Source organism: Orenia metallireducens, from assembly GCF_003001995.1.
Lineage (GTDB): Bacteria > Bacillota > Halanaerobiia > Halobacteroidales > Halobacteroidaceae > Orenia > Orenia metallireducens_B.
On sequence record NZ_PVNB01000040.1, the window covers coordinates 1 to 25223 of the forward strand.

The 25223-nt window shown below is 34.2% G+C and carries 21 protein-coding genes, 1 pseudogene and 1 riboswitch; of the genes and pseudogenes, 2 read left to right on the top strand and 20 right to left on the bottom strand.

Annotated features, from left to right (window positions below; translation table 11 throughout):
* Window positions 1-351: 351 nt before the first annotated feature.
* The 17 genes and pseudogenes from BX659_RS17350 to groES all read right to left on the bottom strand — a co-directional run bounded on the left by BX659_RS17350 (window position 352) and on the right by groES (window position 18184).
* Complete coding sequence (locus BX659_RS17350) at window positions 352-2052, bottom strand: methyl-accepting chemotaxis protein (RefSeq protein WP_097017172.1); 1701 nt, start codon at window positions 2050-2052, stop codon at window positions 352-354.
* 583 nt (window positions 2053-2635) lie between these two features.
* Window positions 2636-4186 (bottom strand): glutamine-hydrolyzing GMP synthase, encoded by a 1551-nt coding sequence (gene guaA, locus BX659_RS17355; RefSeq protein WP_097017173.1) that lies wholly within the window; start codon window positions 4184-4186, stop codon window positions 2636-2638.
* 139 nt (window positions 4187-4325) lie between these two features.
* A riboswitch (purine riboswitch) is annotated at window positions 4326-4427 on the bottom strand.
* 102 nt (window positions 4428-4529) lie between these two features.
* On the bottom strand, window positions 4530-5345 hold the full coding sequence (locus tag BX659_RS17360) for an energy-coupling factor ABC transporter ATP-binding protein (protein WP_097017174.1): 816 nt from the start codon (window positions 5343-5345) through the stop codon (window positions 4530-4532).
* A 101-nt stretch (window positions 5346-5446) separates the two neighbouring features.
* Window positions 5447-6040 carry an energy-coupling factor transporter transmembrane component T family protein gene (locus BX659_RS17365; protein ID WP_097017175.1) on the bottom strand — a complete coding sequence of 198 codons (594 nt, stop codon included), beginning with the start codon at window positions 6038-6040 and terminating at the stop codon, window positions 5447-5449.
* A complete protein-coding gene (locus BX659_RS17370) occupies window positions 6030-6329 on the bottom strand; it encodes a PDGLE domain-containing protein (protein ID WP_172431850.1) in 300 nt (99 codons plus the stop codon). Before BX659_RS17370 ends, BX659_RS17365 begins: the two co-directional genes overlap by 11 nt.
* Window positions 6319-6969, bottom strand: a complete 651-nt coding sequence (locus tag BX659_RS17375; RefSeq protein ID WP_097017177.1) for an energy-coupling factor ABC transporter permease — start codon at window positions 6967-6969, stop codon at window positions 6319-6321. Before BX659_RS17375 ends, BX659_RS17370 begins: the two co-directional genes overlap by 11 nt.
* 25 nt (window positions 6970-6994) lie before the next feature.
* Window positions 6995-7399 (bottom strand): nickel-responsive transcriptional regulator NikR, encoded by a 405-nt coding sequence (gene nikR / locus BX659_RS17380; protein ID WP_097017178.1) that lies wholly within the window; start codon window positions 7397-7399, stop codon window positions 6995-6997.
* 169 nt (window positions 7400-7568) lie between these two features.
* Window positions 7569-8687 carry an aldo/keto reductase gene (locus tag BX659_RS17385; protein ID WP_097017179.1) on the bottom strand — a complete coding sequence of 373 codons (1119 nt, stop codon included), beginning with the start codon at window positions 8685-8687 and terminating at the stop codon, window positions 7569-7571.
* Between the two features lie 92 nt (window positions 8688-8779).
* Window positions 8780-10044, bottom strand: a pseudogene (larC, locus tag BX659_RS17390) (nickel pincer cofactor biosynthesis protein LarC).
* Window positions 10045-10179: 135 nt separating this feature from the next.
* Window positions 10180-10956 (bottom strand): nickel pincer cofactor biosynthesis protein LarB, encoded by a 777-nt coding sequence (gene larB, locus BX659_RS17395; protein ID WP_097017180.1) that lies wholly within the window; start codon window positions 10954-10956, stop codon window positions 10180-10182.
* A gap of 22 nt (window positions 10957-10978) precedes the next feature.
* Window positions 10979-11806: an ATP-dependent sacrificial sulfur transferase LarE gene (gene larE / locus BX659_RS17400; protein WP_097017181.1), complete on the bottom strand. Its 828-nt coding sequence runs from the start codon at window positions 11804-11806 to the stop codon at window positions 10979-10981.
* A 290-nt stretch (window positions 11807-12096) separates the two neighbouring features.
* Complete coding sequence (locus BX659_RS17405; RefSeq protein WP_097017182.1) at window positions 12097-13209, bottom strand: aldo/keto reductase; 1113 nt, start codon at window positions 13207-13209, stop codon at window positions 12097-12099.
* Between the two features lie 251 nt (window positions 13210-13460).
* On the bottom strand, window positions 13461-13865 hold the full coding sequence (locus tag BX659_RS17410; protein WP_097017183.1) for a MerR family transcriptional regulator: 405 nt from the start codon (window positions 13863-13865) through the stop codon (window positions 13461-13463).
* A 247-nt stretch (window positions 13866-14112) separates the two neighbouring features.
* Window positions 14113-15297 (bottom strand): aldo/keto reductase, encoded by a 1185-nt coding sequence (locus BX659_RS17415; RefSeq protein ID WP_097017184.1) that lies wholly within the window; start codon window positions 15295-15297, stop codon window positions 14113-14115.
* Between the two features lie 105 nt (window positions 15298-15402).
* Window positions 15403-15966, bottom strand: a complete 564-nt coding sequence (locus BX659_RS17420) for a TetR/AcrR family transcriptional regulator (protein WP_097017185.1) — start codon at window positions 15964-15966, stop codon at window positions 15403-15405.
* Between the two features lie 225 nt (window positions 15967-16191).
* Window positions 16192-17838: a chaperonin GroEL gene (gene groL, locus BX659_RS17425; RefSeq protein ID WP_097017186.1), complete on the bottom strand. Its 1647-nt coding sequence runs from the start codon at window positions 17836-17838 to the stop codon at window positions 16192-16194.
* A gap of 58 nt (window positions 17839-17896) precedes the next feature.
* A complete protein-coding gene (gene groES, locus BX659_RS17430; protein ID WP_097017187.1) occupies window positions 17897-18184 on the bottom strand; it encodes a co-chaperone GroES in 288 nt (95 codons plus the stop codon).
* A 540-nt stretch (window positions 18185-18724) separates the two neighbouring features.
* Here groES and BX659_RS17435 point away from each other — a divergent pair.
* Window positions 18725-19015, top strand: coding sequence for an ACT domain-containing protein (locus BX659_RS17435; protein WP_097017188.1), 291 nt, complete (start codon window positions 18725-18727; stop codon window positions 19013-19015).
* Window positions 19016-19033: 18 nt separating this feature from the next.
* On the top strand, window positions 19034-20395 hold the full coding sequence (locus BX659_RS17440; protein ID WP_097017189.1) for a PFL family protein: 1362 nt from the start codon (window positions 19034-19036) through the stop codon (window positions 20393-20395).
* An 89-nt stretch (window positions 20396-20484) separates the two neighbouring features.
* Here BX659_RS17440 and BX659_RS17445 read toward each other — a convergent pair whose 3' ends face one another.
* The 3 genes from BX659_RS17445 to BX659_RS17455 form a co-directional block, all read right to left on the bottom strand.
* The gene (locus BX659_RS17445; RefSeq protein ID WP_097017190.1) at window positions 20485-21414 is read right to left on the bottom strand and encodes an L-lactate dehydrogenase; all 930 of its coding nucleotides are present in this window, start codon (window positions 21412-21414) and stop codon (window positions 20485-20487) included.
* 215 nt (window positions 21415-21629) lie between these two features.
* Window positions 21630-23120 (bottom strand): esterase-like activity of phytase family protein, encoded by a 1491-nt coding sequence (locus BX659_RS17450; protein WP_097017191.1) that lies wholly within the window; start codon window positions 23118-23120, stop codon window positions 21630-21632.
* A gap of 183 nt (window positions 23121-23303) precedes the next feature.
* The gene (locus BX659_RS17455) at window positions 23304-24653 is read right to left on the bottom strand and encodes a DUF512 domain-containing protein (protein ID WP_097017192.1); all 1350 of its coding nucleotides are present in this window, start codon (window positions 24651-24653) and stop codon (window positions 23304-23306) included.
* Window positions 24654-25223: the final 570 nt, after the last annotated feature.

The following is a 25223-nucleotide window of genomic DNA, read 5'->3' on the forward strand; positions in this document are numbered from 1 at the left end:
GATTTTTGTACTGGGCAGTACTTATCCATTTAATCAGAGGAGTTTTCTTTTTACAACAGGTATTTTATTGAAATATCTAGATGCAACGCTAGTGATTTATTTTGTTCGTGTTTAACTATTTTGTGTGATTATTTTCTTAAAAAGGTGCTATCTGCTAGTATAGCTCTTTCTAAATTTATAATATATGCTGAAATAGAAAAAGCCATATAGAATCATCTAGCCCTTCAATTAATCATCTCTTTTAATCTATCCAAATAATTTAATGGCTATCATAAAAGATTAATTAGGGGATTTATCTATATGGCTTATAATTAAATTTGATTATAATATATGAACTTCTCTTCTTTCTAATTATAATTTAAATTTATCTATTACCTTTGATAAATCCGTAGACATAATCGCTAACTCCTGTGAAGAACTAACAATCTCCTCGGTAATAGCAGACTGCTGTTGACTAGAAGCAGAGACCTGTTCAGTATTAGCTGCAAATTCCTCAGTTACTGATGCTATATTATCAATAGCACTTTTAATATCATGACTCTTATGATTCATACTATCTATATGAGAAGTTACACTCTGGATAACCTGACTTAATTGTAGTGCAATCTCCTTAATATCCTTAAACCTATTACCAGTATCTTCAATAGATTCAACACTATCACTGACTACACCTTCACTATTTTTCATCTGTTCAACAGCTTTATCTACTTGATTTTGAATATTACTAATCAACTTAGCTATATTACTAGTAGCTACTGATGATTCCTCAGCCAATTCTCTAATCTCATCAGCTACAACTGCAAAACCACGCCCATGCTCTCCAGCCCTTGCTGCTTCAATGGCTGCATTTAGAGCCAATAGATTAGTCTGCTCTGCTATACTACCAATTAGATTCACTATCTCATCAATCTCCTTAGAGTTCTCACCTAAAGCAAATATAATCCCAGACACATCTTGAGCACTGACCTTCATCCTATTAATCATTTCGATAGAATGATCAATTGCTTGATTACCTAACTTTACATCCTCTAAAACATTATCAGAAATCTCGGTCATATCCTTGGTCTTGTTTTCAATACTTTCAATTTCCAGATTTAATTCTCCCATACTATTGGATATCTTCTCAATCTCACAAGAATTATCCTCAGCACCAGTAGCTATCTCTATAACTGACTTAGTAACCTGATCTGCACCTTCACCCATCTGATCCCCTGCTGCTGACAATTCCTCACTAGAAGCCGTTAAGTTCTCAACAGATTCACTGATATTAATAACCATATCTTTTAAATTCTTAAGCATATTATTAAGTGCAGTTCTTAATTGTCCTACTTCATCTTCAGATTTTACTTCTAAATTTTCTAGCTCTAAATTACCTTCAGCAATCTGATTAGCAAATTCTGCTGCTTCTACCATCGGCTTAGATAATTTAACTGCGATAAAATAAAAAGATATTATAATTAATAAAGAGATAAGTGAAGTAAATAATAATACTCTATTAAAGACCTCAGAGATCATCTGATTGACAAACTCTTTAGAAGCTCCTACATACCAAATTCCGATAATCTCCCCTTGAGCGTTTTTAATAGGAGTATAACCTGTTTGATAAAGATGACCTACTACATTAGCCTCTCCATAATAATCTCTACCTTCCTCTAATACTTTTCTTTCTACTTCCTCAGAGACTAAGGTTCCCACTGCTCTTTTACCATCTTTTTTGACATTGGTAGCTATTCTTTTATTCTTAGCAAAGATAGTTACGGTATCATTGGTCAATTGGCCTATATGATCTACAATGGCAAAATTATTATTCATTAACACCTCACCTTTGTAGAGCTTGTCACCTTCAAGGTGCCAATCACCTGGGAATTTCTGTTCAATAATATCATATCCTGTGGCTAAATCCGTCTTCACCTTAACAACTGCTACATCTTTGGCTTTATCAGTGACTACAACTTTTACTACAGTTAAAGTTGCCCCCAATAATAACATTATACTAACGATAATCATAGCTACTAACTTCTTCTTTAACGATGTTCTCTTGATTAAGTTCATAGATTAAGCCTCCCTTTATCCTAAGATAAATTAATAAAAATAAATAGCCCCAACCAAAATAAATAACCCCAATTAACAATATTAATAATTCTATACGTTATTGTCAATTACCTTCAAAAATATCATTAATCTAGTGATAATTAAAATTTAAACTATACCATTTTAAAAAAATTTATATATTTCATAAATGAGCAATAAGTTTTTCGGTTTTAATCCAACCGCTCAAAATTCTTAGCTACAGGGGTATAAATCAACCTCTTCATGAAATAAAAAAATGAGCCTCTCGGCTTTAATCAAGCCCCTTCGAGTTTTTTTAAAATCAAAAAAACTCTTCGTGGAATAAAAAATGAGCCTCTCGGCTTTAATCAAGCCCCTTCGAGTTTTTTTAAAATCAAAAAAACTCTTCGTGGAATAAAAAATGAGCCTCTCGGCTTTAATCAAGCCCCTTCGAGTTTTTTTAAAATCAAAAAAACTCTTCGTGGAATAAAAAATGAGCCTCTCGGCTTTAATCAAGCCCCTTCGAGTTTTTTTAAAATCAAAAAAACTCTTCGTGGAATAAAAAATGAGCCTCTCGGCTCATTTTTTATTCCCACTCTATGGTTGCAGGTGGTTTGGAAGTAATATCATAAACTACTCTATTTACTTGTGGAACTTCATTGGTAATTCTAGTAGATATCTTCTCTAATACCTCATAAGGAATTCTAGCCCAATCAGCAGTCATTGCATCCTTACTCTTAACAGCTCTTAAACCGATTGTATAACAGTAAGTACGTCCATCTCCCATCACACCTACACTACGCATCGGAGGTAGTACAGCAAAATACTGCCAAATCTCTCTACCTAAACCAGCCTTTTTAATCTCATCCCTATAGATATAATCTGCCTCTTTTAAAATCTCTAGCTTATCTTCTGTTACTTCTCCTAAAACTCTAATTCCTAAACCTGGACCTGGGAAGGGTTGTCTCCAAACGATCTCATCAGGTAATCCTAGCTCTGAACCTACTTCACGTACCTCATCTTTAAATAGCTCTCGTAATGGTTCAATTAGTTTGAATTCCATATCTTCTGGTAATCCACCTACATTATGGTGACTTTTAATTGTAGAAGCACCTTCACTACCTCCACTTTCAATTACATCAGAGTAGATAGTTCCTTGTACCAAATACTTAGCATTACCAACCTTAGTTGCCTCTTCTTCAAATAATCTAATGAACTCATTACCGATAATTTTGCGCTTCTCTTCTGGATCTGCCACTCCTGCTAGCTTAGATAAGAACCTCTCTTGAGCATTGACATAGACTAGATTCATATCAAACTCTTTAGTAAAGGTCTCTTCTACTTCTTGCCCTTCATCCTTTCTTAGTAAACCATGGTCTACAAAGATACAGGTCAATTGATCTCCAATTGCTTTATGAACCAAAGCTGCAGCAACTGAAGAATCTACCCCACCAGATAGTCCACAGATAACTTGAGCATCTCCTACTCTTTCCTTGATCTCCGCAACAGTTTCTTCAATATAATTAGTGGTTGTCCAATCCCCTTGGCACTTACATACATTGTACAAGAAATTATTGATTATCTCCGTTCCTCTTGGAGTATGTACTACCTCTGGGTGGAATTGAACCCCATAAAATCCTTTATCTTGATTCCCTACAGCTGCTGCTGGAGAGTTCTCTGTATAACCGATTATCTCAAAACCTTTAGGTACTTGTGTTACTCTATCTCCATGGCTCATCCAACACTCAAGCTCTTCACCTAAATCAGTAAAGATATCCATTTTATTCTTTACATTCATCATAGCACGACCATACTCACGACTCTCCGCTCTCTCTACCTTTCCTCCTGGTAAAGTATGGCACATGATTTGCATCCCATAACATATTCCAAAAATCGGTACACCTAATTCAAATATCTCCTCATCTACATAAGGAGCATCCTCTACATATACACTAGCTGGTCCGCCTGAGAAGATAATCCCTTTTGGGTTTAACTCCTTAATCCTATCTACTGAAACATTATAAGGTAAAACCTCAGAATAAACATTACATTCTCTGACCCTGCGAGCAATCAGTTTACTATACTGTGCCCCAAAATCTAATACCAAAATCAATTCATGATTTCTATTCTGGCTCATTAAATTCCCTCCTAAAATTTTATTAATATAATACTATAAAGTTGACTATATAAGTAAAAATCCCAAATTATAATCTAAAAATAAAGATTACAACTTGAGATATAGTGATAGATTGATATTATCATAATCAATATTATATACCAATATAACTATATCTCGTAGTCGACTAATTTACGGCTAGTCGGTAGAAACTATCGAGCCTTATTCCCGAAATTATACGAAATTAAAATAAAATTTATTATTACATTGTTAGCTTCACACCTTGTAGTATAAGTTACATTGAATCTCTTGTCAAGATTAAAAATAGTTTTACTAAAATTATACTCTTTTAAACTAATCGAAGTTATTTTATTAATTTTTTTAATAATTCACGCCCCTCTTCAACACTAACAAGCAGCTCTTCATCTGCTACCAAACCTTTAAATAATTGAGCCACTATAGGTATAGCATTATCAAAAGATTCAATACCACCTTTTAACACTTCTCTTCCTCCTTGAGCAGCCACTTCACCATCATCTAAAATTATAAATCTCTCTCCCCATTCAGCCGCAAAATTCAAATCATGGGTAGCTATAACTATCGTCTTACCTTCTGCAATAAGCCTATCCAGTATTTGAATCAAAGTTTGCGTTCCTAAGGGATCTAAAAAAGCTAAAGGTTCATCTAAAAAGATTATTTCAGGCTCCATTATTAAAACTCCAGCCAAGGCAACTCTTCTCTTCTCTCCATAACTTAAATGATGGGGATTTTTCTTTAAAAGGTCTTCTATCTTTAATAAATTCACCAGTTCTGCTAACTTATTTTGAATTTCATCTACAGATAACCCAAATTGCCTAGGTCCAAATAGAATATCCTCTTCTACTGTTGGAGCAAAGACCTGGTCATCAGGATTTTGAAAGAGATAAGCCATCTTCTGTCGAACAATCCTTTCATCTATCTTAGATAAATCCTCTCCTTTAAAAAGAACCTCTCCACTGTCTGAAGAATAAACTCTTAACAGATTAAAGAATAAGGTTGATTTCCCAGCACCATTTGCTCCTAGAAATATAGTAGGCTGATTCTTATTAATATAGAAGGAAATATCCTTTAAAAATGGCTTATCCTCATAAGAGAAGTTCAATTTATTCACTTCTAAGATTACTTCTTTATCTCTTTTCACAGATTTCCTCCTAAGATATTATATTTTTGTAACTTTAAAGTTGAACTTACTGGGGATATTACACCACATTCAAATTTAACTATAGATCTGAATATTTATAATTATTCCTCTTCCCCTGTAATCAACGTTTCAGCATTTAGCCCTCTTAGCTTCATTGCTTGATAAACTTTATCACTCTTATCAATAGAGCGAACTACTCCAGCCCCAATGCTTTCTGCCAGTACAGAGTACTCTTTTATAGAGAATTTCTTCTCTACTCTTCTTCCTCGTAGTTTACGGGCTAGAATAAATTTATTCATCTCTATCTTAAAGGTTTTATGATATCTAAAGATGAAGAAGATTGTGACTATCAGCAAGTTAGGAATCTTCAACTCTTTCATCGCTAAAATCAAGTCATTTTCATTAAAATTACCTAACAGATTAATATTGAATATAATGATTATTAAGAATTTTAAACTCAAATGAATAGCAAATTGCCAACCATGCTCATGAAAGAATCCTAAAACTATAATGGTTAGAAAAAAAGGTATAGCAAAATAGAACCTCTGCCATACCTTCTTGAATGATTTATTACAAAAAGCTATCATAATCATTGCAGTAAATAATCCAATTAATAATCCTAAACTACTAATTTGTAAAACTAGTATGACTCCTATTAAATAGCTAAGCAATCTATTCTTAGCCTTAATTCTCATCTTGCTTGACTACCTTCTGATTTATAATCACTTTAGCAAGTAAAGTTAAAAACATATATGTAAGCCCTACACCTAAAAGTCCTGCTAATCCTGTTGCCACTAATCCATCACCTATCGGTAGCTGATAATCAGAGAATATAGAAAAGCTATCTTTAGAATAATCAATAAAACCTAAATCCTCTGCCACCCTTTCTAAGCCATCAGGATGGGAGGAAGCTAAAAACGAATTAAAGAAAGCTAATAATAAGATAACTCCAAGAATCCACAAGAACACTTTCTTAGTGAACACCACAATCACCTACCCTATAATTTAACAGCTCTAATCGATTGGGAATAACCCGTTCTAAATAACTTACTATTAGGACAGTAATTACCCCTTCAATCAAACCTACCAAAAGATGCCATCCTATCATAGCAGGTAAGACTAAATCCAAAGCAATAGTTCCAGAGATAGCCAATTCCAATGCTGCAACACCCGCTGAGATTACAGTTGCCAAAAATGCTGCTAAAAATACACTCATCTTAGCAGATTTAGTTATCCTCTGCAAGACAATATAAAGCCCATACCCCGCAAAGACTTGAACCACAGCCATATTAAAGATATTGGCCCCTAATACAGTAATCCCACCATCCATAAAGAAGATAGCCTGAATCACTAAGATAGCAGTAATTACTATAGTTGCAGCCCAAGGACCAACCACCAGCATCGCCAATACCCCACCTAATAAATGACCCGAAGTACCAGCAGCAATTGGCAGATTAATCATCTGTGCTGCAAAAATAAATGCTCCTAGCAGACCTAATAGAGGAATCTTCTCCTCAGCAAAATTATTCTTCAACTTATCTAAACTAAACTTCAAAGCTCCAGCTGTACCTAAATAAGTTCCTATACAGGTCTTTAAATCTAAAAAACCATCTGGTATATGCATTTCACCCTCTCCTTATCTATAAAATCTATTCAATTGTACTAAGTGTTAACTTTCCATGCTTAATCCCTTTTAAAGCAATCAATTTATTGGATATATCCTCAATCTCCTCAAGCTTTCCCTCTACTATAATCACCTCTAAACAATAATCATGGGACAGATGAAGATGAAGGTTGGACTTAAATAGGTGATGATAATCATGCTGCAACTCTACCATCTTATCGATCAATCCCCTCTGATGATGGTTATAAATTAAAGTTAATGACCCTACCACCTCTTCTTTAATCTCTTTACATCTTTTCTCAATAAGCTTCTCTCTAATCAAATCTCTAATAGCCTCAGAGCGATTATTATAACTTTCTTCTATCATATTATCGAATTTTTCTAATAATTTTTCCTCAATAGAGACCCCGAAACGTACTAACTCCGACATACTTCACCTCATATCTAAATTATATTACAACTAGTTAATATTTAGTAGCACAAAAATAAGATTAGTGTTACTAAGTATTATTTAGACAGTTAATATTTTTCTCCTGCTCAAAGTTTAAAAAATCAATAATTAAAGAAGTGTTGGAGAATATTCTCCAACACTTCTTTAATTAAAATAGGCTATTATCATCTCCTAGTTTATAATGACACATCTTCAATTTATCAATCATTGGTAGATCATAAGGACAGGCATCTAGACATTTTTCACATTCAGTACAGTGATTAGCTTTAACCTCTAGCTTCTTATATAAATCTCTAGCCATCTCCTGATTACCAAACCAGAATCTTAATCTATCACGTAAAGCAAAATCTGCTGGATTACGTGGCTTGCCATCACGCATTTGACGATCATAATAACCTTCTAACTTAAAGATTTCTCGAATATTAATTCCTTCAGGACAAACATCATCACAACTACCACATTGACGACAAATATAATCTCCTAGCTCTGAGGCATCTTTAAATAGCTTTTCTTTCTCATCTTTAGTCATTGCTACGAAGTTATTAGCAAAATCAATATCTAGCTTAACCATCTCTTCACTATTCATCCCTGTAACTACCATAGAAACTGGTAAAGAGAAGGAATATCTAAAGGCTTGCTTGGCAGAACGCCATAAGAAGCCATCAGCAATTGGCTTCATGCAGATCAACCCTACATTCTTCTCTTGGGCTAAAGGAATTAACTCACCTTCTAATTTCGGGAAGTTAAAACGGTCAAAATAATTTAAAGTAGCCATCACTACATCAAACTCATCGGTTCTAATAGCTTCAATCAAAGTATCTGGTTGCCCATGCATAGAGATAGCCACATAACCGATCTTTCCTGCCTCTTGCAATTCTCTAACAGCTTCCATAGCACCACCAGAACTTAATATCTTATCTAAATCCTCTTTAGTTCCTACAGCATGCATAAAAATCAAGTCTAAATAATCAGTCTGTAAATTCTTCATACTTCTTTCTATATCAGCCTTAGCTCCGGCTTTATCTCTGGAACTGGTTTTGGTGGCCAATACTAGCTCATCTCGCCTTTGGGCAATAACCCCACCTATCTTTCTTTCTGACTCACCATCTCCATAATCGGCAGCTGTCTCAATATAATTTCCACCTTGATCTAAGTAATAATTTAAGAGACTTCTTGCTTTCTCAGTAGGAATCTCTAACAAATGAAAGCCACCAAATCCCAGCAGACTAACCTCCAAACCAGTTCTACCTAAAACTCTCTTTTCCACAATAAATCATCCTCCCTATGCTATTATAATCTAAAACTTCTTGATTTAACTTGGCTAGCTAAACAATTTTAGCCTATGCTCCATAGGGTAAATCAAACCTTCTTGTGACTACTTCTATAACTATCTATTATTATTTGGTAGACTTCTTTAATTGGGAGATTGTATTCTGTAGCTATCCTCTGGCACTCATCATATTCTGGAGCATATTTCAGCACTTCACCATTCTGATAAGCAACCTTCATAGTTACTTCACCAAATTGGCTATCAACTTTAACAAACTTTCTAGTTAACTTTTCACGGTCTAGATTATATTTTCTAATTCCTAGGGTAGTAGTCTCTCTAAATAAAATCTCTTCAAACTTCTTCACATTCTTCTTGTGGCACAACAGACTTAGCTTAATTCCTGGACGGTTCTTTTTCATAATGATATTGGTTAGGTAGAAGTCCAAAGCACCTTCTTTAAAGACTAAAGGAAATAGATGAGAATAAATCTCTGGATTCATATCATCGATATTAGTCTCTAATATTACTAAATTCTCTTCACTTTTTTTTTACCTAAAACCACTCTTAGTACATTTGTAACCTCTAAATCCTTCTTTCCTAAACCATAGCCCACCTTCTCAATATTAATCTCTGGAAGTGGCTTAAACTCTTTAGCCAAAGTCTTAATAATAGCAGCTCCTGTTGGAGTAACCAGTTCACTCTCTATCCCTTTAGAGTAAACAGGAACACCTTCTAATATCTCTAAGGTTGCTGGAGCAGGTACTGGGATATTTCCATGGGCACACTTTACAAAACCTGTACCTAAATGCAGGGGAGAAGAATAAATCTCATCTACCTCCAATAAATCTATACAGATAGCTACCCCAACTATATCTACAATCGAATCAATAGCACCCACCTCATGAAAATGTACCTCTACTATACTCTTGTTATGTATCTTTGCCTCTGCTTTGGCTACTAGCCTAAAGATACTCTTACTTAAGTCTTTGACACTAGCTTTCAATCCACTATCATCTATTATCTCCTCTATATCAGCAAGATTTCTATGCTCATGATGATGGTGATGACTATGTTCATGAGTATGATTATCTGAATGTTGATGCTGGTGGTTGTGTTCACGATGGTTGCTTTCTGAATGATTATGGTGATGGTGATTTTTTATAATAACATCAAAATCAGTTCCTGTAATTCCATTTTTCTGTCCCTTTTTAATCTCTAATTCATAACCATCTATACCTATTTTATTTAACTCTTCTAAAAATAGCTCTTGATCTATACCTAAATCCAGTAAAGCTCCAATAGTCATATCTCCACTAATTCCTGATAAACAATCAAAGTATAGTATCTTACTCATAACTAGCCCCCTTTAAGTTCAGTAACGAGTGACGAGTAAAACAATAATTATTATCAAACCTCTTCACTCTTCCTACGAGTCCGTTGGACTCTCCGTGAGGGGAAAATACCCAAACGAATTTTCCCACTCCACTCTTCACTCTTGACTGCCTTTTACTGCTCTTTCTAGCTGTTGATTAATACTACTAGCTAGATAAGCTGCCCCAAAACCATTATCGATATTTACTACCCCAATTCCACTAGCACAGCTATTTAACATGGCTAATAAAGTGGCTAAACCATTAAAGTGAGCACCATAGCCAACACTTGTCGGTACAGCTATGACTGGCTTATCGACCAATCCTCCTACTACACTTGCTAAGGCACCTTCCATACCAGCTACAGTTATAATTACACTGGCTTCATTTAACTTATTACGATTAGATAAGAGTCTATGGATTCCAGCTACTCCTACATCATAGAGTCGTTCTACACTATTGCCCATTACCTCTGCTGTAATTGCTGCTTCCTCAGCTACTGGTATATCCGAAGTTCCACCTGTTACCACCAATATCTTACTTTTAGTCTTTTCTATCTCTCGCTGCTTGACTACAATAATTCGTGCAGCACTATAATACTCCAAATCTTCAGTAATCTCTTTTAAGCCTTCATAAATCTCTTCATTGGCTCTAGTAGCAAGAACATTATTATTTCTCTCTAACATCTTAGCTACTATTCCTTTAATATGCTCTACCGACTTTCCTTCACAATAGATCACTTCAGGATAACCATTTCTCAGACCCCGATGATGATCTATCTTGGCATATCCCAAATCTTCAAAGGGTAAATCATTCAATTTAGTCATAGCATTATCTATCGATAAATTGCCATCTTTTATCCCTTCTAAAATTGATTTAATATCTTCTTTCTTCAATTATTAGTACCTCCTTTATTCTTTAATCAATAACCATTTCTTCTTTACTCAATACCTCATTCATACTGCCTGTTCTATAACCAGCTAAATCTAAAGTCACATAGGTAAAGCCAATCTCTTTTAATTTATTAGCGATTTCATCCATTTTATCTAAGCTGAAGAATTTCTCTCTCTCCTCTGGTGCAACTTCGATTCTAGCAATCTCACCATGATGTCTAACCCTTAACTGTTTGAGATCTAAATCTCTTAGATAATCTTCTGCCTGTTCAACCATAGATAGTTTGCTCTCATTTATCTCTTCACCATAAGGAAATCTAGAGGATAGACAAGCAAAGGCTGGCTTATCCCAAGTTGGAAGCCCTAATTCTTTAGATACTGCTCTAATATCATCTTTAGTAAACTCCGCATCCTTTAAAGGACTGACTACCTCTAAATCTGCTGCCGCCTTCATCCCAGGTCGAAAATCTCCAACATCATCTAAATTAGACCCATCAAGCACATACTTAATCCCATGCTCTTTAGCTACTTCCTCTACTTTAGTAAATAATTCATGCTTACAATAATAACATCTATTAGGTGGATTCTTAGCAAAACCATCAATATCTGTCTCTTCTGATACAATAACTACCTGTTTAATCCCGATTTGCTCTGCTAACTCTTTGGCCTCTTTAAACTCTCTTTCTGGGTAGGTTGAGGATCTAGCAGTAACTGCAAGAGCCTTCTCCCCTAAAACATCATAAGCAACCTTACTTAAAAAGGTACTATCTACTCCTCCCGAAAATGCTATAGCCACACTGTCTAAATTCTTAATAATCTCTTTTAACTTGGTATATTTCTCTTCTAAAGTCATTATTCTCACTCCTTTAATATAAACATCAATAAGCTCTATCTTACGTTAATCTATAATTTAAATCTAAGATTATATGGGTATATTGCGACAGTTTTGCTACTAGCTTATAGCTACTGGTTATTAGCTAAGACCTTAAAAGCTAAAGGCTAGAAGCCAGCAGCGGATTTATCACAAAGGGCTGGTTTTTAGCCCTGAAGAAGTAGTTAATAAAAAAGTGTCGTAATATCTCTATATTGTATCAATTTTCATAGCAATAAAGTTAGTCAACAGAGTATACACGTTATCAGCTATTACTTCTCTACAGGAGCACACTCTTTTAAGCGATCAATAATCGGTAGATGTTGAGTACATTGATCTTCACACAATCCACACTCGATGCAATTTTCTGCTCTACTCTCCGGTCTACTCTTCAGTGGTCCCCAATTTCTTCTTTCATTTACTTTGTCACCAAGAATGTCTTTATCATCATTTATAATCATCTCATTATAAGCCATCATATAAGCTGGAATATATATATCAACAGGACAGCCCAGACAATAACCACAACCTGTACAGAGCTTATCTAAGCCTTCTTTTAAATGGGACTTGATCTCTTCAATCTTTTGATCACTAATCTCCTCAAGAGAATTAGCCGCTGCTATATTCTCTTCTAGTTCTTTAATATTATTAATTCCTGCTAAAGTAACAGTAATCTCTTTATGAGCCATATTAAACTTCAATGCTCCTTGAGCCACACTATCTTCTGGGTTCTGTTTAATAAAAGAATAGAAATCTGGATTCTGAGGTATTACCCCTCCACCTAATGGATTCATGGTTACTACTCCTAATCCCTTCTCATAAGCTGCTTTAAGTCCTTTCTCACGATAGGCAAAATTACTAGCATTATAACCTAGTAATATCCCTTCAAAGAGGTCATCATTGATTATCTGGACAATCTCATCACCATTGGCATGGGTAGAGAAGACTAGATGGTCAATCAATCCTTCCTCTTTTAATTTTAAAGCCCCTTCATAAGGTCCACCTTTTTTTATTACCTTTCTATACATATCTAAGTCTAAAATACACCACATATGTAAAAAATCAATCTTATCAACGTTCATCCGCTTCAATGAAGTCTCAACTCGCTTACGAAGATCATCAGCCGTTGGATCCTTTGTCACCATACTCTTAGTAGAGACATAAAAATCATTGGGCATATCTTTAAAGGCTTCTCCATAAATAAGCTCACTCTTATCATCACAGTAATCTGGAGCAGTATCAAAATAATTAATTCCCAGCTCAGATGCTCTTCTTACAATCTGAGCATTCTCTTCAATACTTCTATTTTTTGTATCAAATCTCATTCCACCAAAACCTAACGCCGATAATTTCTTACCTGTTTTACCATATTCCTTATATATCATCTTTATTAATCACCCTTTTTCTATTTAATAAGAACTTCTCTAATGGATTAAACATCACTTAATATAATTCAAACCTCTTTACACTGGCAACACCATCTAAATTAGCCACTAACTTAAAAGCTTCATGAATTACTTTAGTAATTTTATAATAGTACCTTTTAGCAAAAACTAAGCATACGATATCTAGTAAGAATTTAAATAGAAATATAAACTAACAGGTTAATCTCTATAAAATCAAATAACTTACTTCTTCAATCATTTATCTTATAATTTGGATTACAGACATCTGTCTCTTCCTTTATAGTAAGGTTATTATAGCACTTTAACTTCTTATTAATTTTAACTAAGGATTGCTTCATCTTCTCTATCTTCTGCTCTACTTTCAGCTTATGCTCAAGTATTATCTGTCTTCGCTGTTCAGTCGTTTCATCACCAACTCTACAAAGATCAACATAATCCTTTATCTCAGCAATAGGCATACCTGTATCTCGCAGACAGCAGACCAACTGCACCCATTCAATATCATTATCTTTAAAGATGCGATTACCATGTTCATTGCGTTCAATAAATGGTAATAAACCTTCTTTTTCATAATATCTAAGTGTATAGGTCGTCAAATCAACCATTTCAGCCACCTGTCTAATTGTATATTCCATTAATTTCCCTCCAGATACTTAGTTCTAATTATATTATACACATTAGAGTTCACTCTAAGTCAATAGTTTATTAAAAATATTTCTATTATGCAGCTATAGTAAAATAAAAAAGGTCTCCAAAACCCTAGACCTTCTTCATTAATTTAAATATTTTAGATATAATCTAGTAAAGTAAGACTAGACCATTCCTTCCATTCCACCTGCAACTATATTTTTTATTTCTGTTTGAACTATTAATCAAATATTATCACATAATTTTCTTAGCTATCCAAATTATCGGTTTACCTAATATCCCTTCTAAATCCTTCTCTACTCCCTTTAATTCTTCTGGAATATTAATATTCTGAGGGCATTTTGTTACACATTGCCCACAATCAACACATTGTGAAGCCAAAGAAATTTTAGAAGAAAATAGTCCACCATTAAATCCTAAATATTGAAGCCGAGCCCTTTTATCATTAAACATATGATAAGAGTTATATTTTTCAAAACAGGATGGAATATCAACGCCAGCAGGGCAAGGCATACAATATTGGCAACTTGTACAGCCAACCTTCATAATCTCTCGATAAGTATCTGCTACTTGGTTCACTAGCTCCAACTCTTTATCTGTTAATGAATTAGGCTCTGCTGCTGATGCAATTCTTATATTCTCATCAATATGGGCATCTACATTCATTCCTGATAAGACTAAAGTAATCTCTGGATGATTAAGTATCCATCTTAAAGACCATTCTACTGGTCTCCTTTCTACTTCAGATCTACTCCATAATTTTTTTATCTCCTTTGGAGGTTCTACAGCAAGGTTTCCTCCACGCAATGGTTCCATTACTATTACAGCTATATCCTTAGCAGCTGCATATTTCATTCCGACTGTACCAGCTTGATTATCGGTATCAAGAAAATTATATTGAATCTGACAGAAAATCCAATCATAATCATCTATAACCTGCTTAAAATCTTCAGCAACTCCATGATAAGAGAATCCAGCATTAATAATCTTGCCACTTTTCAAAGCCTCATCTAAAAACTCAATTACACCATTCTTTTTAGCTTTTTCCCAACTATCACCATTCAAATTATGAACTAAATAATAATCAATATAGTCTGTCTGCAATTTCTCTAGCTGTTCATCTAATATTTTGTGCATCTCTTCTTTAGAGTCAGTCTTCCAATGAGGAAGCTTTGTTGCCAATTTAACCTTTTCACGATAATTATTTTCAGCCAAAATTCTTCCTACAATCTCTTCACTCTTTCCATTATGATAAGGATAAGCTGTATCAATATAATTAACACCACGATCAATTGCTGAATGCATCTGCTGCTTAGCTTTCTCTTCATCAACTCCTACCATCTTTGTCGGTAGCCTCATAGCCCCATACCCCAGTACAGAAAGCTTATCTCCAATCTTAGGCACTTCTCGATATAACATAATCTTTGCCCCCCCTTAATATAATTTATAAATAGCTCTTTAAAAGATACTTCCTCTATTATTTAGAGAGCATATCTTTAAAAAGCTATATTTTCTCTATAACCATTACTTTGTAATTCCATCCCAAATCATCTGTATTAATTGCTCAATCTCCTTTTCGGTCATTTTAATCTCTCCATTAATATATGACCTGACTAATCCCATTACAGAACTCTGAAAATATTGGATAATCAGTTCAAGAGATATATCTTCTTTGAGTAAACCTTCTTCATCTAACATCTTAAAGATCTTTTTGACTCCCTTTTTGTATCTATTTTCTATCTCCTCTTTAACTTTTGCATCAATTACTGGAGACATATGATGTCTCTCCATAAATTCAAATTCAATAGGATTTTCTTCAGCATATTTAATTAAGAGCTTAATACTACTCTTAAAGTAATCATATAAATCATCCATTGGTTGAGAATTTTCTATTACTCTCTCTAGCATCTTTATTTTCAAATTACGATAAATCTCTGTAATCAAATCCTCCTTACTTTCAAAGTAATGATAAATAGTACCTACAGCTACTCCTGAATTCTTGGAGATTTTACCCATAGAAGTATTTTGAATACCATTTTCTATGATCATTTTTACAGCTGTATCTAAGACCTTCTCTCTTTTAGACATAGTAAAATCCTCCTTCTATAGATCGAATATTCATTCTATACAATATAAAAAAATATTTATTAAAGCAATAGATATTTCCTATAATCTTATTTTTACAATTGAATGTTCATTCGGTTTGCTTGATTAAATTATATATCTACATTAATATTCTGTCAAATTATTCTTATATAAACAAGAAACCCCTACCCGAAAGTAGAGGTCTCTAAAGTATTCTTTATTCTAAAATTACATCATTCCTGGCATTCCGCCCATTCCTGGCATTCCACCCATTCCACCTGGCATTCCGCCACCAGCATTATCATCATCTTTCTTCTCTATCACTACAGTTTCAGTAGTTAATAAGATAGCAGCAGCACTAGCAGCATTTTGTAATGCAGAACGAGTTACTTTAGCCGGATCAACGATTCCAGCCTTAACCATATCTACAAATTCACCTTTATAGGCATCAAATCCAATTCCAACCTCTTTCTCTTTAACCTTTTCAGCAATTACAGCACCTTCATATCCAGCATTATCAGCAATTAATCTTACAGGAGCTTCTAATGCTCTTCTGATGATATCAACACCAGTAGCTTCATCACCTACTAAATCTAAGTCATCTAATGAAGATAATACATCAATTAATGCAGTTCCTCCACCTGCTACAATACCTTCTTCAACAGCAGCACGAGTAGCATTTAAGGCATCTTCAATTCTTAGTTTTCTCTCTTTAAGTTCAGTTTCTGTAGCAGCACCAACTTTAATTACTGCAACTCCACCAGCTAACTTGGCTAATCTCTCTTCTAATTTTTCACGATCAAAATCAGAGTTTGTATTCTCAATCTGTTGACGGATTTGAGCAACTCTCTGCTCAATATTAGCTTGCTCTCCAGCGCCATCAACAATAGTAGTATCATCTTTAGTAACCTTTACTTTATTAGCACTACCTAACATAGTAACATCGACGTTTTCTAAGCTTAGACCTAAGTCTTCAGTGATTACTTGAGCACCAGTTAAAGTAGCAAGATCCTCTAACATAGCTTTTCTTCTATCACCAAATCCTGGAGCTTTAACAGCTACACATTCAAAAGTTCCTCTTAAACTATTAACTACTAATGTAGCTAAAGCTTCACCATCAACATCTTCAGCAACGATTAATAATGGTTTATTCTGTTGAGCAATCTGCTCTAATACTGGTAACATATCTTTAATAGAACTGATTTTTTGATCAGTTAATAAGATATATGGGTCTTCTAAATCAGCAACCATTTGATCTTGGTCTGTTGCCATATATGGAGATAAGTAACCTCTATCAAATTGCATACCTTCTACTACTTCAAGGTCAGTTCCCATAGTTTTAGACTCTTCAACAGAGATAACTCCATCCTTTCCTACCTCTTCCATAGCTTTAGCAATTAATTCACCAATCTCTTCATCAGCAGCAGAGATAGCAGCTACTTGAGCAATAGAATCTCTATCTTCAATTGGCTTGCTGATCTCTTGAATCTTAGCAACAGCAGCTTCAACCGCTTTCTGAATTCCCTTTCTTAAAATCATTGGATTAGCACCAGCAGCTACATTCTTCATCCCTTCATTTACAATAGCTTGTGCCAATACAGTAGCAGTAGTTGTTCCGTCTCCTGCTACATCATTTGTATTTGTAGCAACTTCTTTAACTACCTGAGCACCCATATTTTCATAAGAATCCTCTAATTCAATCTCCTTAGCAATTGTAACACCGTCATTAGTGATTAATGGAGCACCAAAACCTTGCTCTAATACAACATTACGCCCCTTTGGTCCTAAAGTTACCTTCACAGCATCAGCTAATTTATTGACACCTGTTTCTAATTTACGGCGTGCTTCTTCACCAAATCTTAATTCCTTTGCCATTATGTAGTCACCTTCCTTAAAATTATTTTCTAATTTACAATTAGTTACTCATTACTAATTACTGAATTACAGCTAAAATATCTTTTTCACTTAAGATTAGGTACTCTTGACCTTCATGCTTAATCTCTGTACCAGCAAACTTACCATAAATAACAATATCACCAGCTTTAACCTCTGGAGCAATAACCTCTCCATTCTCTGACTTTTTGCCAGCACCTACTGCTACTACCTCACCTTGCTGAGGTTTTTCTTTTGCACTATCTGGTAATACAATACCACTCTTAGTCACTTCTTCTTTCTCTACAGCTTTAATTACTACTCTGTCGCCTAACGGCTTAATATTCATTGAAAACCCTCCCTTTGTATGTAATTTAAATATAGAATGACTTTTTGTTATTAGCACTCACTGAGTTTGAGTGCTAATCATTACATAATTAATAATAACTAAGTTTTCCCATAAAATCAAGTCCAAATTTGATTTTTTTCTATTTATTTTTTAGGATTTAATCTGATTAGCTTAAATTAAATCCCTATATCTCATAAAAGAACTATTTAATTTATTCTTAGATGATATTACTTGTTTACTCAATAATTACGTTAGGTTATTATCTCCAAGCAACTCTAACTTATACTTAGAAATTATAAATTAAGTATTAAATATAGATATTTAAATAGCAAATCTTATAATTAGATTTTAGCGGTAGTTAATGGGTATATTGAGTCAATTTTTATATTAGCACAAATTACTATCTACTTATCTATTCTCTATGATCTATTTCTATATAATTACTCATTAATCGTCACTAAGTATAAATTAATTGACATTATAAAACAAATACTATAATATATAGATTAATCTAATATTTATGCAGAGGAGGGAATAAATTTGAATAATAATAATTCACAAGAAAGAGCAGTAGTCACAGTTTTGGGTAGTGATAAAGTTGGTATTGTTGCTAAAGTAACTGCTACTTTGGCTGAACATAATGCTAATATTATCGATATTAGCCAGACATTATTAGATGATTTATTTACTATGATTATGTTAGTTGAAGTTAGTGACTTAACTAATGGATTTGAAAATCTAAACGAAGAGTTAGAAGCAATCGGTAATGACTTAGAGGTTAAAATCATGTTACAACATGAGAAAGTATTCCGTTATATGCATCGTATCTAAACGAGGAGGTGAGAAGTGATGCTATTTAATACTGGAGAAATCCTAGAGACTGTAAAAATGATCGAATCAGAAAATTTTGATATCAGAACAATAACTATGGGAATCAGCCTACGTGATTGTGCTCACCCAGATATTGAAGTTCTAAATAAACAAATTTATGAGAAGATAACTACTAAAGCTAAAGATTTAGTTGAAGTAGCTAATAAAATTGAAAAACAATTTGGTGTTCCAATTATAAATAAGAGAATCTCAGTTACTCCAATCTCAATTGTTGCTAATGCTTGCAAAGAGACAGATTATACAAGTATTGCTCAAACCTTGGACAAGGCTGCTAAAGAAGTTGGAGTAGACTTTATCGGTGGATTCTCAGCATTGGTACATAAGGGATATACAAGTGGTGAGAGAAATCTAATTAAATCTATCCCTCAAGCTTTAGCAACTACTGATCGAGTATGTTCATCTGTTAATGTTGCTACTACTAAAGCTGGAATCAATATGGATGCAGTTTTAGAGATGGGACAAGTTATCAAAAAGTGTGCCGAATTAACAGCAGATAAAGATGGACTTGGAGCAGCAAAGCTTGTTGTCTTCTGTAACGTACCTGAGGATAATCCATTTATGGCAGGTGCCTTCCATGGAACTGGAGAGCCTGAAACTGTTATTAATATCGGAGTAAGTGGTCCAGGAGTAGTAAAGAATGTAGTAGAGAAGATTCCTGATGCTAACTTCAATGAACTTGCAGATACAATCAAGAGAACTGCCTTCAAAATCACTAGAATGGGAGAGCTAGTTGGACAGACTGCTTCAGAGATGTTAGGAGTTCCCTTTGGAATCGTTGACCTTTCTTTAGCCCCAACACCAGCTATCGGTGATAGTGTTGCTAATATCTTAGAGGGTATGGGCTTAGAGTACTGTGGTACTCATGGAACTACAGCAGCACTTGCTTTATTAAATGATGCTGTCAAAAAAGGAGGATCAATGGCATCTTCTTCAGTAGGTGGACTTAGTGGTGCTTTTATCCCTGTCAGTGAAGATCAGGGAATGATTGAAGCAACTAAGATAGGAGCTTTAACTTTAGAAAAATTAGAAGCTATGACCTGTGTATGTTCAGTAGGACTTGATATGATTGCAGTGCCTGGAGATACAACTGCAGAAACAATTGCAGCAATTACCGCTGATGAGATGGCTATCGGTATGATTAACAAGAAGACTACAGCTGTAAGAATTATTCCAGCACCTAATAAGACTGTCGGTGATGAAGTTGTCTTTGGTGGATTATTGGGAGAAGCTCCAATTATGAAGGTAAGCAAATTTAAAGCTGATAAATTTGTTCACCGTGGTGGAAGAATTCCTGCACCTATTCAAGCATTAACTAATTAAACAGTCAGTTTAAGCTCAAATATGGGCAAGAATAACCCTTTCTTAAAAGAAAGGGTTATTCTTGCCTTAAGCTTAACTTTAGACTAAAACTATATCTGTCTAATCACCTCTTGTAATGATTTAGCTGATGATTCTAATTTCTCCATCTCTTCTTTAGCCAAAGGAAATTCTAATAACTTTTCTACTCCTTTTTCGGAGACTATACAAGGTACACTTAAAGCAACTCCTTCAATTCCATACTCCCCTTTTAAGAGTACAGATACTGGCAGAATAGACTTTTCATCTAAAGATATAGCTTTAACTATTCTACCAACTCCAGCAGCTATACCATGATTTGTATACCCTTTCTTCCTCCAAACTTCCATACCAATCTTTTTAGTATCTTCTTCTATATCATCTTTATCTAAATTAATATGAAAACCTCTTACCTTAATAAAGTCCTCAAGAGTATAACCACAGATATTAGAGATACTCCACGCAGCAAAAGAAGTCGTACCATGCTCCCCTAACATATAAGCAAATACATTCTTAGGATCTAAATTATACTTATTTCCAATAATCCTCATTAAGCGAGCACTATCTACTATAGTCCCTGTACCAATAATCTTATTACGGGGGTAATCAAACTCTGCTGCTGCCACATAAGTAACTATATCTACTGGGTTAGTGACAGGAATAATAATAGCATCCTTAGTATATCTAGTGATATTCTTCATTATACCTCTCATAACCTCAGCATTCTTTCCTGCTAAATCTATTCTAGTTTCACCCTTTTTGATACTAGGTCCTGCTGTCATAATGATTAAATCAGCATCTTTACAGTGGTGATAGTCACCAATTTTGAGATTAGCACTTGGATTATAATTATAAGATGTTGTATGGGAATAGTCTAAAATTTCTCCTTCTGCTTTATCACGGTCTAAATCCAATAGATAAATCTCTGAAATCCCACCATGAGCTAATAATTCACCAATTACTGCACTTCCTACCATACCTGCACCAATAACAACTACTTTCATATTTTCAACTTCCTCCTTATTATATCTATACTTTAGCCAATAAGCACCCTAAACTAGTGTATACCAATCATTAGCCTTGCTTATATCTATTTGTATGTAATCTTCTACTTACGTAGTATTTTCTCCTCTAAATTAAATTTTTATAGATTAAAAAGCAAATCCTCTAACTAAGAAACTAATAATAAGCTCTTGGCAAATTTGCCAAGAGCTTATTATTAGTTTGAATTTAGATCAACATCAACTATGTATAAAGTATTTCTATCAATCATATTATCCTTTAAATACTTCTGGTGCATCTTGCCTTTAGTTGACCAAAGTGCAAAGTCATCATCATTTAAAATTCCAAGTGTATGATTATTGATAACCCACAAGCCTTCCATCTTATCATGAGGATAGCCAACTTTATCAACCATATCAACAATAATTTTTTTGCTAACTGGTGTAATATTCACAGCTGCTAAAGCTTGCCATCCGCCATCAAGGACTGTCTGCTCAATAGTTTTACCATGAATCAATAAGCCAAGTTTTTTATCTTGATTAAACTTATTATCATTTTTAATCTTCTCTAAATTTGTTCCAGTTGACAGATCAATTTGATATACTCGCTTCATAGCCTGAGGATTCTGATTATAAAAAGCTCCATCTCTTTCAATCACTAAAAAAGAATTATTACTAAGAGCAGTAATTTCAGAATTAGCATTTTGAGTCTTCTCTTGTCGGTAGAGGTACTGAGCAAGCTTACCATTCTCCAAATTGATAGTCACAATTCTGACTACATCTAAGTTCTTAACCTTAGAGTTAGGATTATACATAGTAGACTGCATTATTCCAACTAAGGTCTTTTCATCAGGAGTAATAGCAAGACCTTCCATACCACGATTAGGTCTTCGATTAGCAAACTCTTGGGGTAGATTATAGATATCTCGTTGATCATTTTTGAAGGGATTAATTCGACCAATTTCCTTTCCAGATTGGTCAAAATGAACAATATGAGGACCATATTCATCACTGACCCAAAAAGTACCATCAGACAATGCCACCAATCCTTCTCCATCTAATCCATAGTTATCAAGCTTGAAGGGATTGTAGCCAGGGCTATCAGAGTTGTTATTAAAAAGCTTGCTACCATCTTTAAGTAAAGGACTACCATCACCATGATAAGGTGTCTCACCAGTTCCTCCAAAATCAGACTGATTAGGTAATCCAGATATAGGTCTTCCATCTGGACGTCTTAGTAGTATAGTCTTGACCAGCTTTACTGTCCCATCTGCTCTAAGTTCAAAAAGTCCAATCCGAGGGACATAATCTGGAGTAGGAAACTTTTTACCTTTTCCATAAGCACCTGTAAATTTAGCATTTGGACCACGATCAGTCAATGCATAAAATTGATTTGCAACTAATGGATGAGCTGCCATTGCTGAACCAAAACCACCATTGCGAATTTCAAAGTTTTGTCCAGGATTTTGACTATCCATCAAATCACTACGTAAAACAGTATAGGGTAAAGGACTACCCCAAGCAGAAATACTATCAAGAGCCAAAGCTAACTGCTCTTTTGGACTTTTATGAGTATTATCATCAACTAATTTTTGCTCCTCCTTTTTATCAGAAATCCACCATGCTCCTATTTTTTGAGTTGTAGCAAATACTACAGCCAATACTAAAAATAACACCAATGATAAAGAAATCAACCTCTTACTGAACATTAAAATTCCTCCTCTTTTTAAGAGAGTAGATAATAAGTATTTTCTGATTTATACCCTCTTTAGGATTTCAACTATCAGCATAACATTATTAATTTAACAATTAATTACATTGGTGTTAATTTTATGTGTAAATTTCAATTTCTTTATCGCTCTAAGGAGCAGTCTAGTCTATAAACTCTAGTATTATATTATTTCAACCTCTATTCCAAATTCTTCTACTAATTGATAATAATTTTCATCTAACAAATCTAAGCCCCAATAATTAAATGCTATCTTTGGCAATAATATCAGATCTATCTCTGCCAATCTATCTTTATATTCCTGTAAAGCAGTTCTAAAATCCTCAACTACCAACAACCCTGCAGTCAAAATAGAACCACCAAAAAATTTATTCTCTACAGCCAATATCTCTATCTCTAAATTAGGCTTCTTCTCCCTTAACAGCTCAACTCCTAATTTCATTCTAACTTCTGCTAGTTGGGAGATTAATAACAAAGCTTTATCTGCTCTATAATTATGAATAACCCTTTCCATCTCTTCTAATGTAACTGGAGATAGATCATAATCAAATACTAAACCAGATTTCTGATTAGCTAATTTTGTAATTGGAACTTCTTTTATAACCCCGCCTCTATTGATTACAACTGTTGGATTACACTTCTTAGTAATTTGATCAAAAGCATCTACTCTAGAGAAGACCCCTTTGTCATCTACTTTAATTATAATATCCCCAATCTTAATTCCTGACTTAAAAGCAGGTGAGTCTTTAATCACCCCAATTACAACTGCATCCAAACTCTCTATTCTCACTGGGTCTAAGGTAATTGCTGTCTGATACTTCTGCCGACACTCTTGAATAAACTTCCTTAGCTCTTCCCATAAGCTTAAGTCAAATTTCATACTTTCTGGACTAAATTTAGTATAACCAGGCAAGAAGACCCTGATAGTCTGTGCATCATAGCTATCAAGATACTCGATGCTCTCTTCTAAATCACCCCATCCTGTGATATGGGGCATAGCCACAATACTTCCATGATAAGTAATCTCTAACTCCTTTAACCTTTGAATAGCAGCTAAAACAACCTCACCACACCGATCCTTCATCAACTCTTCTCTTCCACTTAAGCTACTACTATTTAAGGATAAGTTGAGTTCTATAGGTTTTAAGCTTTCTAATAATTTTAAATTGTTTTCAGTCAATCTACTACCATTTGTAGTAATTTGGATTAAAGTCTTAGGAAATTTCCTTCTCAATAGCTTTAATATTGCTATAATCTGGGGATGGGTAAAAGGTTCCCCTTCACAGATACGGGTAATAGATTCACCTATTACAATCTTCTTATTCTTATCTATAAACTCAATTATCTCTTCTATCTCCTCAAAAGAGCGATGACCTGAGGAGAAGGTCCTGACATTACTAGGATTTCCTTGATGGCTACAGAATAAACATCTTACATTACATACTGAAGTGATTGCTAAGATATTACTCTGTTGAGCTGATAATATAGCTAATTGCTGTTCTGAATAATCCATATCTTTTCCACCTTTTTAAATAATAGTTCTTATTTATTGTTATAATTGAAAATATATATCAAATATAAATATTGCAATACTTTCTATTTTAGTTAACAATAAAAAGGTTTTAATTCGAAAAAAATTAATGTTTGAACGAAGCAAATATTCTTAAACAATAATAGGAATTATGAAATCTTAGAAGTAGAACTTTTATATTTCTCAATCTCAATAGATATCGATTGCGTAGTGAGTGGGCTCTGCCACGAAGAGTCTTGGTCTATAGACTCGTAGGTACATTTTTTTCTTGATTGGGCTGTTTTTACTGGTCTTGTGCGAAAGGGAATTGTTCTATATTCCCTGTAGAGCCACGGAAGGTTCTATGAATCTGTAGGTTTGGTTACTTTTTCATCAAGGAAAAACGTAACTCGCCATTAGGCGAAACCTAATAACTTTGCTAACTTTTAAAAAGTATACTCACCATAATATCCCATAGTGGACTTAAGTCAATATCTTGGACACAAAAAATTGAACAAATTAAGCAGCTAATAATTGTTTTTCATATTCATTAGGAGTCATATAGTCAATACT

What these genes read in the sequence shown, in the direction of transcription:
- BX659_RS17350 (WP_097017172.1), bottom strand. Translation starts at nt 2,052, where the DNA reads ATGAACTTAATCAAGAGAACATCGTTAAAGAAGAAGTTAGTAGCTATG.
- guaA (WP_097017173.1), bottom strand. Translation starts at nt 4,186, where the DNA reads ATGAGCCAGAATAGAAATCATGAATTGATTTTGGTATTAGATTTTGGG.
- BX659_RS17365 (WP_097017175.1), bottom strand. Translation starts at nt 6,040, where the DNA reads ATGAGAATTAAGGCTAAGAATAGATTGCTTAGCTATTTAATAGGAGTC.
- BX659_RS17375 (WP_097017177.1), bottom strand. Translation starts at nt 6,969, where the DNA reads ATGCATATACCAGATGGTTTTTTAGATTTAAAGACCTGTATAGGAACT.
- nikR (WP_097017178.1), bottom strand. Translation starts at nt 7,399, where the DNA reads ATGTCGGAGTTAGTACGTTTCGGGGTCTCTATTGAGGAAAAATTATTA.
- larE (WP_097017181.1), bottom strand. Translation starts at nt 11,806, where the DNA reads ATGACTTTAGAAGAGAAATATACCAAGTTAAAAGAGATTATTAAGAAT.
- BX659_RS17405 (WP_097017182.1), bottom strand. Translation starts at nt 13,209, where the DNA reads ATGATATATAAGGAATATGGTAAAACAGGTAAGAAATTATCGGCGTTA.
- BX659_RS17410 (WP_097017183.1), bottom strand. Translation starts at nt 13,865, where the DNA reads ATGGAATATACAATTAGACAGGTGGCTGAAATGGTTGATTTGACGACC.
- BX659_RS17415 (WP_097017184.1), bottom strand. Translation starts at nt 15,297, where the DNA reads ATGTTATATCGAGAAGTGCCTAAGATTGGAGATAAGCTTTCTGTACTG.
- BX659_RS17420 (WP_097017185.1), bottom strand. Translation starts at nt 15,966, where the DNA reads ATGTCTAAAAGAGAGAAGGTCTTAGATACAGCTGTAAAAATGATCATA.
- groL (WP_097017186.1), bottom strand. Translation starts at nt 17,838, where the DNA reads ATGGCAAAGGAATTAAGATTTGGTGAAGAAGCACGCCGTAAATTAGAA.
- groES (WP_097017187.1), bottom strand. Translation starts at nt 18,184, where the DNA reads ATGAATATTAAGCCGTTAGGCGACAGAGTAGTAATTAAAGCTGTAGAG.
- BX659_RS17440 (WP_097017189.1), top strand. Translation starts at nt 19,034, where the DNA reads ATGCTATTTAATACTGGAGAAATCCTAGAGACTGTAAAAATGATCGAA.
- BX659_RS17445 (WP_097017190.1), bottom strand. Translation starts at nt 21,414, where the DNA reads ATGAAAGTAGTTGTTATTGGTGCAGGTATGGTAGGAAGTGCAGTAATT.
- BX659_RS17450 (WP_097017191.1), bottom strand. Translation starts at nt 23,120, where the DNA reads ATGTTCAGTAAGAGGTTGATTTCTTTATCATTGGTGTTATTTTTAGTA.
- BX659_RS17455 (WP_097017192.1), bottom strand. Translation starts at nt 24,653, where the DNA reads ATGGATTATTCAGAACAGCAATTAGCTATATTATCAGCTCAACAGAGT.